The organism is Sodalinema sp. (assembly GCF_046483825.1).
Classification (GTDB): domain Bacteria; phylum Cyanobacteriota; class Cyanobacteriia; order Cyanobacteriales; family Geitlerinemataceae; genus Sodalinema.
The window spans coordinates 1-12,670 of record NZ_JAWOCL010000017.1 but is presented as its reverse complement, the minus strand read 5'-3'; the positions used below and the strand labels follow the sequence as shown (position 1 = coordinate 12,670).

Sequence of the window (12,670 nt, the reverse complement as noted above, 5' to 3'; positions counted from 1 at the left end):
AAAATTCAACTGAGTTCCCTCCAAGAGGGAATGGATTACACAGACGAACAATTTGCCGCAGGAATCCCGCAAGAATTTAGTAGTCCTCTATTTTTTATTATTGTCAATTAAAGTCAATTAAACAGTGGTCTGTAAATCCAAATTACCAACTCCTTTCAACTCGAAATCAAGCTAAACTATCGATTTTCTGTCATGGCTGACATCATAACGCTGCTCAAACAAAACTATAATCCCTTTGACTTAACCACCGCTCGAAGTGGTAACTTTTGGCTGGAACAACAATCTGCAAATTTGACCGTCGAGTCCATTCACCAAGAACAACTAAGGAAGATTATCCAGGTTATCGAAGAGGTGCAACTCAACCAGATCACCCGAACCATCTTGTTAAAAGGAGATTTAGCTTCGGGAAAAAGCTATTTTCTCGGTCGTCTGAAGAAACAAGTTAATCAAAAAGCCTTATTTGCTTACATCGGTAGCTGGTCAAACAATGACTATATTTGGCGGCACATTTTGCGTCAAACTGTCGATAGTCTGATGCAAACTCCCGAAAATGAAAGCCAATCGCAATTTCTGCTGTGGCTCAATAGTTTGTCAGCATTTCAGGACAAAAGCCTCATCAAAAGGATATTAGGGGAAAAAACCATCTTTGTCCAAAATTTCAAGAGTAGCTATCCGACGGGAATTTATCAATCTAAAAATTTCTTTAGTGCTTTGTATCATGCAACACAGCCAGAAGACTATATTATTGCCTGCGATTGGTTGCGAGGAGAAGATTTAGATACCAGTGATTTAAACCGACTGGGAGTCCGTAAATCATTATCGAGCGAGGAAGATGCCAAAAATATCCTCATGAACCTAGGACGGGTTTCCGCTCAAGCTCAGTATCCCATTGTTTTGTGTTTTGATCAAGTCGATCAAGCCTGTCTTAAGGAAGATGGCCTACCAGCCTTGTTGGGGGTTAACACAACAATTCACAACGAGAAACTTAAGAATTTTGTTGTTATTCTCAGCCTAATTCAAAGCACTTGGGAAAATAAGGTCTCTAAACAACTTCTGGCTGACCGCGACCGAATTGATCGAACGGTTCAACTTGATAAAATCACCATAGATCAAGCGGAAGAAATTTGGCAAAAGCGTCTCCGTCCTTTGCATGAACAAGCCAACCCCAAACCGAATTCTGACATTTATCCCTTGACGCGAGATCAGTTAAAGAAACAGGCGTTAGGCGGACGAACGGTTCCTCGCGCGGTTATTCAACTGGGCCACAAACTGGTTCAGCAACTCAAAGGACATGGGGAGATAAAAACCGACGATAGCTTTGCGCTCGTTTGGGACAAAGAATTTAAGAAAACCCAGGCAAAAGTTGAACGAATCCGTCAGCAATCCTCTAGTGAATTGGCTCAGTACTTGGCGGATATTTTAGAAATGCTGGGAGTTCCTAATGTAGCTTATAAATATCTGGAAGGGTCAAAGTATTTAAATTATTCTTTGAGCTTTACCCATCCCCAAACCTCTGAGAAAATCGGGGTTTTGTGGAATGAAGACCCGAATATGAGAAGTTTCTTTTATAGTATGTCGGCTTGTGAGAAAGTGGTGAAAGCCGGAGACTGCGATCGCCTCATCTTCATTCGTCACGAACCCTTTGGCAGCAAGAAGAATAAAGGCTATAAGCTATTCGAGAAGCTATTTACCAGCAACCCCCACCGTCACATCTGTCCCCATCTTGACTCAATTCACTATCTAGTGACCTATCATCGGCTACTCAATGCTGCGACCTCGGGGGAATTAGTGGTCGGCTATGATTCACCGAATCCTGGTCGGCTCAAGGAATTGGTGAAGCAAAGCGGCGTGTTGGAACAATGTCAGCTTTTGAAAAACTTAGGTATTCTTGACGGCTCAGCCGATCCTTCAGGGACATCAACGAAACCTGACCCTTCACTGGATAAGAAAGATGTGAAAGTTCGTGAGTTTTTGATGAAGCAGATTAAAAGTCAAGGATTATTGGGAGCCGAGGTCTTAATTAACTCGACCTTGGCGGAATTTGATGGGATTGACCTGAAAGATGTAGTCAAAGAGCTAAAAGCGTTAGAACGCGAGAACTACATCCGCATGATTGGCGACAAGAAGAATATCAAAGATCAGTCAGTGTTCCGAGTTCCCGAAGACCAACGCCAAGCCTCTTAACCTACCCCTTGCACATCCTTCGAGAGCCAAACTCGTGTACCTTCACCAACCTGATGACATCGAGACCGCCATTACTCGTCTCTCTCGCGCCTCCCAACTCTGGATTGACACCGAAACCGCAGACTGGTGGACAAAATCCCCGAAATTATCGCTGATTCAAGTGAGTGACGATGGGAGCGATCGCCGTGGTGACTCAGTCTATATCCTCGATGTCCTCCAACACCCCGATTCCATCCGCCTCTTTATCGAGCGGATTATGGTCAATCCCCAGATTGAGAAAATCTTTCACAACGCCGTCTATGATGTGAAATTTTTGGGAAAGTCCAACGCGCAAAACATTACCTGCACCCTTAAACTAGCGCGAAAGCTAGGAAAACAACGGCTGGGAGTCCCCAATCTGCAACTCAAAACCCTAGCCGCCGAACTGTGCCAGTTTTCCGAGATTGACCGCGACTCCCAAGGTAGCAATTGGGGCCAACGACCCCTAAAGCCACGACAACTGCACTACGCTAAACTTGATGTGGTGTATCTGGCCCAGGTTCATCGCCATCTGTTGACTCATCTTGGCCAGTCTGATACACCGCCTGAGAGCCTAGAGGAGCGGTCATTTGTGAGTTCTAACCCGAATTTTACGGCCCCAAATTTTACGGCCACTGATGTTCGTGTGGCGAAAGAATGTCCCCGTCTGTTCTATTTGGGTCATCACTCGAAGTGTCGTACTGTTTTTATTCCCCAAGAGACCCAAATTTCGGGTGTGGGAAACGACTTTCACCGCTTAGCACAGGAATTTGTGAAATTGGCGGCGGCGGACTCTCGCTTCAGTCAACGGCTGACCCCTCCCAGTGAACAGCTTGAGGTTGAGCAACTGTCCCAGGATATGCAGCAACTGTTTTACGACCGTTGTTTCTATCCTTATCTCATGCAGATGATTAGCAAAAATCCTGATTCTGCTCAACGGTTGGAACAGATTTGGCAAGGCTTGCAACGCTTAATTTATCACTACGCCGAATTACTCAAACGCAATCGCCAGAATTTTGAGCCTAACGACATTATTGCCAAAACCTTTATTGGTAGTGAGTTACTGCGGAAACGGTCTTATCAACTGGCCAATGGTGAGGAGCAGACGGTCTCGGGACAGTTCGATAACTTAGTCTATGACGGCGATCGCCGGCGCCTATGTGTTGTCGAGTACAAAACCTATCAACCGGCTGATCCCTCCGCACAACTGATGCAAGTGGCCCTCTACGCCGATCTGGTTCACCACCAACGCCAGGAACCGGTCGATGCGGCGGTCTATTGCGTCTTTCCCGAGTTTCAAGTCTATTTCTATGACTGGGACGAGTTGCGATCGATGCGTGACATGGCCTTACTTCCCCATCTGCAACAGATGCAGGATTGGCTCAGTTGGCAACCCGACCACCCCAACCCCCCACCAAAAACCTATGAAGAGCGGCTCTGTCCCCTCTGTCCGCAACAAAACACCTGTCAAACGTTCTTTTTAGCCGGAGAGCAGGCCAGCCCCGTTATATCGCCGTCTATTGCGCCAAAGCCAACTCCAGACCCCCCAGTTAGCGTTACGCCCAATCCTACACCAACCCCGCCAACCATCGTCAAATCCGATCTAGAAGAAGGGAAAAAACTCGGTCAGCAACTGACGGACGTGTTCAACGCCTTTGGGGTGGAAGTGACCTATGAAGGGGCCGCCATTGGTCCGTCGTTTATTCGGGTTCGCCTGAAACCTAAGTTGGGGGTTAAGGTGTCGTCGCTGTTGCGGCTGTCGGATGATTTACAGGTCCAACTGGGAATTTCCGTTCCGCCGATGATTTCTCCTCAGGCGGGATTTGTCAGTGTCGATCTTCCCCGTAATCCGGCTCAGATTGCTCTATTTGAGCAGTATCTTACACCGCAATCGTTGTCGGTGACGGCCCCAGTGCGGGTGGCCATTGGCGTTAACTTGGAAAATCAACTCGTCGAAGCCGATCTCTCGGACCCTAATACCTGTCATTTCTTGGTGGGGGGAACGACGGGAAGTGGTAAGAGTGAGTTTTTACGAGCTTTGTTGTTGAGTTTAACGCAACGGCGATCGCCGGACCATCTCAAATTGGCCCTAGTCGATCCGAAACGGGTGACGTTCCCGGAATTTGAGAACATTCCCTGGCTATTGTCGCCGATTGTCAAAGACAGCGATCGCGCGATCGCTCTGATGGAAGATCTCGTCCTGGAAATGGAATCTCGTTACCGAGCCTTTGAAGCCAGCCGCTGTAACGATCTCCCCACCTACAATCAACACTGTTTAGAACGTAATAAACCCATCAAACCGCCGATTATTTGCCTCTTTGATGAATACGCTGATTTTATGGCCGAAAAAGAGGTCGCTAAAGTTTTAGAACTCTCCATTAAACGGCTCGGAGCCATGGCGCGAGCCGCTGGAATCCACCTCATTATCGCCACGCAACGGCCTGAAGCCAAAGTTGTCACCCCTCTGATTCGCTCGAATCTTCCGGGACGCATTGCCCTCAAAACCGCTAGTGAAGCCGATTCGAGTATTATTTTAGGGGGCAAACAGGGCCAGGCTCAAAATTTGTTGGGGAAAGGGGATCTTCTCTATTATGGTGGGTCAAAGTTACAACGGTTGCAAAGTCTTTTTGCGCCTAAAATTGAGTTTTCTAAACCGTAAACACCCTAAAAAATTAACTTAAGATTCATGATTGATCGTGCCATTTTGGGTGTCTCGCTGCGTTAAAAAGCTGCCAGAACGCAGATGTAAATCCCGTTGTGGGAAGGGGATTTCGATCGCCCGCCGTTGCAACTGCTCATAAATGCCAAAATAAAGATCACTGCTGAGAATCTGCTGCTGACTGGGATCGCCACACCACACTAACAACTGAAAATCCAGGGAACTGTCGCCAAAGCCTTTAAAGAGAATACGAGGCGGCGGAATCCGTAACACCTGGGGATGATCTTGAGCCGCTTCTAATAAGGCTTCCTTGACATCTTCTAAATTAGAACCATAGGCCACGCCAACCGGTAGCCGCAAGCGAGAGACTGGGTTATCATGACTCCAGTTAATCACCTCAGACTCTAGGAAACGAGAGTTCGGAACAATAATCGAGACGCGATCGAGGGTCCGAATGAGGGTGCTGCGGCTACCAATCCGTTCAACGGTTCCCATCGAGTCTCCCACCTCGACAAAATCCCCCACCTGAATCGGACGTTCAAACAGCAAGACTAACCCGCTACCGAGATTTTTCGCAATATCTTGTAAGCCGAAGCCAATCCCCACACTCAACGCACCGGCGAGAATCGTTAGGGAACTAATATCCAATCCCCAGAGATTGAAAATAACGACGGTTCCCATAACCATCAGTGTGTATTTAATGGCCGTGGCGATCGCATCCTGAGCCGAACGATTCAACCGCGATACCGCCAACACCCGCACTCGCAACAGTTGACTGAGCCGGTTTGCACCCACCACCAACGCCAACAAAAAGGCAATTAAAACTAAGATATCAACCAACGAATAGGTATTAGCATCTAGGGGCAAAATAGGCGCGGTAATACTATTCGTAATAATCTGTCGCAGTCGATAACTCCATTGACGGGTGGTGGGAAACAAGTCACTGACATAAAAAATCGTGACGCTCCACAAGATAATCCGACCGAGCCAGACAACGAGGCCTCGCCAGGCTTCTAAGATACGGCTATCGGAGTGAACACCACAGAAATAGAGCGAGAGGCGATGAATCCCCCAATGCAAGACACAAGCCAGACTCACCACCAGAATCACTTGCAGGATAGCCCGCCGCAAAAACGTATCGCTGCGTTCTTGGTTAGCCTGACGTAACACCTGACGGATTTGCTCGGCCCACCGTTCCGCCTGTTCCCTAGGATTGACCCCCGCCCCGAGGCTAGCATCGCTTTTAGTGACCGTAATCAGATGCGCCCCATCAATCAGCAACGTGGGTAAATCATTCCGCATGACCACCTCAATGCGCTCAAGTCCCGGCGATTCAGCCGCCTGTTGTAGTTTGTCATTCATCAAGGCGGCCCGTTCTTCGGCCGGAAACTGAGCCGTATCGGCCATCTCAAACAGGTAAATGCCATCGACAATGACTCTGGCACTTTCGGTTTCCGGGTCAAAGGTTGGCCGGGGCGAGAGGGTTTCGGGAACGACCACCTCGGGAGGTGTATCGCTGAAGTCATTGCCGATATCGGAGAGGGGACGGGGGGATTCATCGGTTTGCGCCATAGCCCCGCCTCCCCAAATCAGTAGTATCGTGGCCAGAGCTAAGATGACGTTAACCAGGGCTGGCCGAGACAGTTTCATCACGTTTTTAGGTTTCCCTTCTGTAAGCTTCAAAGATGAACGAATCCTGAGCAAAATTGAGCGATTCTGGAGAGATCGCCACTGAATCAGCTTCTATCTCCGACTTGACAGACTTTGACCCAATTTTAACTTTATGGTAGTCACCGTTTTAACTGTCACAAATATGACTTGTCTTTTTAGGTGAATCGATTAGAATGGGTCTTAGTTTAAGTGGTGTGAAGGCGACTCTTCTGACGGAACTCAGCGGCTTATCGTTCGTCTGAGTTAACCAATGGTTCTCAACTGTACGCTGCTAGGATAACCTAATCGATGATTAGGTTGCCTAGCTTTTTTTTCGCCCAAGATTGACATGTTTCCGGATTCGTGGGCGATCGCCCCAGGACTCATCCTCGTTTGGCTTCACTACGATAGCGAACAAACTCCGCCACAAACGCCAAAATCCCCGAAAAACCAATCAAAATCGCACTGAGCGCATTCACATCCGGCTTAACCCCAGTGCGGATACGACTAAAAATTTCCATCGGTAACGTCGTCGCCCCGGCCCCGGCGGTAAAACTGGCAATCAGAAAATCATCCATACTCAAAACGAAGGCCAGCAAACAGCCCGAGACAATTCCCGGCATCAGTTGCGGTAACAAGACCTGAAAAAACGCTTGCACGGGAGTGGCCCCCAAATCCAACGCCGCTTCCTCCAAATTGCGGTCCAAGTCAGCCAAGCGAGTCGAGACGACAATGGCAATATAGGCTAAACAGAAGACAATATGCGCCGCCACAATCGTCCATAAACTCAGGGAAAAGCCGACAGCGGCCAAAAACACCAACGTCGCCACCGCAATGGCGATATCGGGGATAATCAGCGGTAAATAGGAAATCCCTAAATACAGTTGACGGCCGGGGAAGCGATAACGAGCTAGTCCCACCGCCATCAGCGTTCCCAAGACCGCCGAAATGGCCACCGCCGAAATGGCCACCGTTAAACTATTGCGCAAGGCCGCAAAAATCCGCGAGTCCGACCGTAAATACTCATACCACTGCCAGGTAAATCCCTCCCATGAGGCACTATAGGCCGACTCATTAAAGCTATAGACCACTAACACCAAAATGGGGAGATACATAAACACAAACATCAGCCCCACAAACACCGATTGCCAAGACAAACGTAGTTTAAACGAAGAATGTGCCATATCGAGGGGGAAATCAGGAGAGTCGGGGTGGTCGAGATCCGGTTGAGGAGTAGGAGCCGTTTCAGTCATTGAGATTACATCTCCATTAGCGTTGAGTCGCAGAGGAGTCACCATATTTTAGCAATAGGGCGATCGCCACACTCACGGCAAAAATTAACACCATACTTAGGGCTGAGCCAAATCCCCAGTTCGGTGTTTGCCCCAAGAATTGGTTATAAATCAAACGAGCCATCGTCATACTCGAGGCTCCTCCGAGGAGTTCAGGATCAATAAAATCCCCCAAACTGGTAATAAACACCAATAACGACCCGGCGGCAATTCCCGGTAAAGACTGAGGAACCGTAATTTTCCAGAAGGTTTGTAGCGGGGTGGCCCCCAAATCGGCCGAGGCTTCTAGGAGTTGGCGATCGAGTTTTTCTAAGGATGAATAGAGAATTAAGACCATATAGGGCAAAAAACTATAACTCATGCCCACCAACACCGCCGGCGGCCGATTGAGAATATCCAAAGCCGGGATACCGACAATCCCCAAAAGCGAATTCAGCACTCCGGTGGGTCGTAGAATGGCAATCCAGGCATAAGTCCGCAACAACGACGAGGTCCATAGCGGCAAAACAAACCCAAGCAGCAACAAATTGCGCCAGCGTTGGGGAGCTGACAGGGCAATCCAATAGGCCACCGGGAAGCCTAAGAGTAGACAGAGTACCGTGGTGCCGATCGCCAACTGGAGCGATCGCAGCACCACCCCCAAATTGCCCGGCTCCAACGCTCGCAAATAGTTCTCAATTCCCGAGGGAATCACCACATCGCCGGGTCGGATATTGGGAACCAAACTCAACTGGAAAATCACCAACGTGGGCAACACCAGCAACAACAGCAGCCACAACCCAGCCGGCGCTAACAGTCCCGTCACGCCCAGCCAGCGAGTTCCCCAGGATAACTCAGAGTTTGGGGACGAGGAGGTCTCAGAGGGAGGAGGAGAAACAGACACGGCATTTTTAAAACTAAAAGGGCAAGGACAAGGCGTTAACCGCTCGTCAATCGCGTCCAATAGCGATTATAAAGTTCCCCAACATCCGGGGGAATCGGCTGTAAACTTTCGGATTTTTCCAAAGCCGAATCCGGGGGATAGAGGCTCGTATTGGTTTGCACCGACTCAGGTAACTGGGCAAACGCCGCCTTATTGGGGGTCGCAAAACTCAGGCGTTCCCCAATCCGCGCGGCCACCTCAGGACGCTGCATAAAGTTAATCCAAGCATAGGCGGCATCCACATTGGGCGCTGTGCGAGGAATCACCAGAGCATCGGTCCAAATCGAGGAGCCGCTACTCGGGAGAACATAGTCGAGATCCGGGTCTTCTTGAATCACCTCATTAGCATCCGAGGAGAAGCACATGGCAATCTTCAAATCACCGCTGAGAATTTGCGGTCGCCAAGCATCCGAATCAAAAGCAGCGATGGTGGGTCGCAGTTCCACCAGCTTGTTATAGGCGGCGCGAATTTCTTGGGGATTGGTGCTGTTGTAGGAATAGCCCAACATCCGCAGCGTGGCCCCAAAGACCTCCCGAGGGTCATTCAGCAGCGTGGCGCGACGAGTTAGACGTTGCTGATTCTCCCAAAGATAGGTCCAATCCTCCGGAAAGGGGTTAAGAACTGTGGTATTGAAAACCAGGCCCGTTGTCCCCCAACTCATGGGAATGCTATGGCGATTATTCGGGTCGTAACTGGGACTTTCAAAACTGGGAAAGAGGGTATCGAGGCCGGCGATGCGATCGTGATCGAGTTCGAGCAGCAGTTGTTCATCGGTCATCCGCCGCACCATGTAATCTGACGGATAGATAATGCTATACGCGCCCCCAGCCCCGGCTTGGAGTTTGGCCAACATTTCTTCATTGGAGGAGAAAACATCGGCGATAACCCGAATTTGGGTTTCTTGGTAAAAGGCTTCAATTAGCTCGCGATCGGTGTAGCCGGCCCAAGTATAGATATAGAGGATATCGTCTGCGGTTTGTACGGTCGATCGCACATTGGCCAAGGTCCAGCCGCAACCGGACAGGGCCAACCCAGATAGGGCAGCCGTTGAGAGAGTCAGAAACTGGCGGCGGCTCATAGGCCGCTTGGGCGGTGAGGGGGGATGAATCACAGATCGCAGGTGTTCAGGTCAGCGAGATAGGACATTGACAAACCAGTAAGACAAACGCGGCTCCCCAGAGCCATTCGTTGGCTATCGTACCCTGTTCTGGACCGATCCTGACCCCTAGGATACCCCTAGGCCGCCAAAACAATGCCTTGATGGGGCAACCAGGATAAGTAAACCGGAGAATTGGGGCTAGGTAGGTCTTCGGGGCGGCTGGCTTGGCGCAGGGTCACGAGATCTCCTGAGTCGAGGCCAATGACACAGTGGGTATGAGTGCCAAGATACATCGCCGTCTGAAGGTGACCCCGATGGAGGTTTAGGGCTGATTCTGGGGGAGTTGCATGGAGTTCGATATTTTCGGGCCGAATACTGACGACCGCGTGATGACTGAGGCGTTCTTCCTCGGGCGATCGCCCCACCACCAGTTTTAAGCCAGAATGGCTACGAACCACCACCGTTTCAGCATCCTGATGTTCGACGGTTCCCTCAAAGAGATTGGTTTCCCCGATAAAGTCGGCCACAAATGGCGTCCGTGGCCGTTGATAAATCTCCGTGGGGGAGCCGATTTGCTCAATTTTGCCATCTTTCATCACGGCGATGCGATCGGACATCGATAAGGCCTCTTCTTGGTCATGGGTGACGGTGACAAAGGTTAAGCCTAAATTACGGTGCAGATTGGATAACTCCATCTGCATTTCTTTACGGAGTTTAAGATCTAAGGCCCCGAGAGGTTCATCGAGCAGTAGCACCGCCGGATGATTGGCAATGGCCCGGGCCAGAGCAATTCGTTGCCGTTGTCCACCGGATAACTGTTTGGGGTAGCGGTTGGCGAAGGCTTCCATCTTCACCAACTGCAACATCTCCTCGACACGCTGCTGAATTTCACTGCGGCTAATCCGTTTGAGTTTCAAGCCAAAGGCGATATTCTCCCAGACACTCATGTGGTCGAAGAGGGCATAATTCTGAAAGACGGTATTAACGGGTCGTTCATTGGGGGGAACTTGGGTCATGGAGCGACCGCGAATGAGAATTTCTCCGGCTGAGGGGGTTTCAAAGCCAGCAATCAGTCGTAAGGTGGTGGTTTTACCACACCCCGATGGTCCGAGAATACTAAAAAACTCACCTCGGCGAATTTGAACCTCAACACCGCGCACAGCGGTTTCGCCGTTAAAGACTTTGAATACACGATGTAGTTCGACGTCGAACTCTGATTCACGCCCGCTCAGATCGCTGTTTTGGCTGGCAGCTTGCAGCATGATGACGGCTCCTGGATAGTCGTTGTCCCAAATTCCGGGGCAGGATGGGGCAACATCCCACGGCGGGGAGTTGACCGAACCTGGCTCTAGTCTAGTTTAGCGACAAGGCGATCGCTTCTGCGATCTCCGAGTTAAACCCTCCAACTCAACCTGCCAACGGTGAGGCCGCCAATACTATAATGGCAAGTCGAAGCGACTTGATCGTCTTGCCAGCCCTAGCCCACGTTTGTTCGCACCCACTAGACTATTATGACCTCGATTCCTTCTAACGGTTACGGCAGTCGCACCAATCAACGCAATATCGGCGGTCTTGTGCAATCGGTTTTGATCATGGTCGGCATTACCGTGGTTATGCTCGGGGGAATTGGCGCTCGTTTGGCCTATCTACAACTGATTCAAGGAACCCGCAATCGCAAACTGGCTGAAGATAACCGTATTCGTCTGATTCCGACTCAGCCAGTGCGCGGGAATATCTTTGACCGCAATGGTCAGATTTTGGCCACCTCTAGCCTCTCCCATACGGTCTATCTTTGGCCGCTGGCACTCGCCCCTGAGGATTGGCCGGAGGTGATTGAACGCCTTTGTGAGATTATCAATATTCCCCCGGAACAGATCCTCGAACGTCTGGAGGAAACGGGCTATAACACGGCACTCCCCATTCGGGTTGCACGCCGTCTCAGTGCGGCTCAGGTGATTGCACTGACGGAATATGGTCCGCAACTTCCGGGAATTGAGGTCAATGTTGAGGCGGTGCGACATTACCCTCATGGTTCTCTGGGGGCTCATGTGCTTGGCTATACGGGTGAAATCAGCGATGAGGATTTATCCCGTCTCGAAGATCAACCCGAGAATAAGTATCGTCTGGGGGATATTGTTGGACAAATGGGCATGGAGGCGGCGTTTGAAGAGGAACTCCGAGGAGAATGGGGGGGACGACAGGTTGAGGTCGACAGTCGCGGCCAGGTGTTGCGGGTATTGGGGGAAAAACAGGCGGAAGGGGGGCGTGATGTGCAAACGACCCTCGATTTGGATCTGCAACGGGCGGCGGAAAAAGCCCTAGGGGACGTTCAGGGGGCTATTGTGGCGATTGACCCCCGAGATGGGGCGGTGCGAGCGATGGTCAGCCGTCCCGCGTTCGACCCCAATATTTTCTCGGGACGGATTACTCAAGCGGATTGGCAACAGTTACAAGCGGCCCTCTATCCTTTTGTGAATCGCGCCTTGCAGGGGTTTGCCCCGGCGAGTACGTTTAAGATTGTCACAACGACGGCGGCGATCGAATCTGGGGAGTATTCGCCCTATGCGGTGCTACCGACGTATCCCTATGTGACGGCTGGGGGGATTCGCTTTTGGGACTGGAACCGCAGTGGCTTTGGACCGTTGGGCTTTACGGGAGCGATGGCCTGGAGTAGTGACACGTTTTTTTATCAGGTGGCTCAACGAATCGGGGCTGAGGTCTTGATTGATTGGACTCGCCGTTATGGTTTTGGTCGTAAAACGGGCATTGAACTGGCGTCGGAAGAGGCGGCGGGATTGGTTCCTGATGCGGCTTGGAAGGAGCGTGTGTTGGGGGAAGGGTGGTA

Annotated in this window: 8 protein-coding genes; 3 read left to right on the top strand and 5 right to left on the bottom strand. The window is 50.5% G+C overall.

Annotated elements, in window-relative coordinates:
- Positions 1–192 precede the first annotated feature (192 nt).
- Positions 193–2,184, top strand: coding sequence for a P-loop NTPase fold protein (locus R6U67_RS01190; RefSeq protein WP_410250844.1), 1,992 nt, complete (start codon positions 193–195; stop codon positions 2,182–2,184).
- Positions 2,185–2,218: 34 nt separating this feature from the next.
- The gene (locus tag R6U67_RS01185) at positions 2,219–4,861 is read left to right on the top strand and encodes a DNA translocase FtsK (RefSeq protein ID WP_410250843.1); all 2,643 of its coding nucleotides are present in this window, start codon (positions 2,219–2,221) and stop codon (positions 4,859–4,861) included.
- Between the two features lie 18 nt (positions 4,862–4,879).
- Here the strand turns inward: R6U67_RS01185 and R6U67_RS01180 are convergent, their stop codons facing one another.
- The 5 genes from R6U67_RS01180 to R6U67_RS01160 form a co-directional block, all read right to left on the bottom strand.
- A complete protein-coding gene (locus R6U67_RS01180; protein ID WP_410250842.1) occupies positions 4,880–6,511 on the bottom strand; it encodes a mechanosensitive ion channel family protein in 1,632 nt (543 codons plus the stop codon).
- A gap of 383 nt (positions 6,512–6,894) precedes the next feature.
- Positions 6,895–7,764 (bottom strand): ABC transporter permease, encoded by an 870-nt coding sequence (locus tag R6U67_RS01175; RefSeq protein ID WP_410250841.1) that lies wholly within the window; start codon positions 7,762–7,764, stop codon positions 6,895–6,897.
- Between the two features lie 16 nt (positions 7,765–7,780).
- On the bottom strand, positions 7,781–8,686 hold the full coding sequence (locus R6U67_RS01170; RefSeq protein WP_410250840.1) for an ABC transporter permease: 906 nt from the start codon (positions 8,684–8,686) through the stop codon (positions 7,781–7,783).
- A gap of 35 nt (positions 8,687–8,721) precedes the next feature.
- The gene (locus R6U67_RS01165) at positions 8,722–9,804 is read right to left on the bottom strand and encodes a PotD/PotF family extracellular solute-binding protein (protein ID WP_410250839.1); all 1,083 of its coding nucleotides are present in this window, start codon (positions 9,802–9,804) and stop codon (positions 8,722–8,724) included.
- Positions 9,805–9,962: 158 nt separating this feature from the next.
- Positions 9,963–11,087, bottom strand: a complete 1,125-nt coding sequence (locus R6U67_RS01160) for an ABC transporter ATP-binding protein (RefSeq protein ID WP_410250838.1) — start codon at positions 11,085–11,087, stop codon at positions 9,963–9,965.
- 249 nt (positions 11,088–11,336) lie between these two features.
- Here R6U67_RS01160 and R6U67_RS01155 point away from each other — a divergent pair.
- Positions 11,337–12,670 (top strand): penicillin-binding transpeptidase domain-containing protein (locus R6U67_RS01155; protein WP_410250837.1); only part of this gene is annotated, 1,334 nt, incomplete at its 3' end.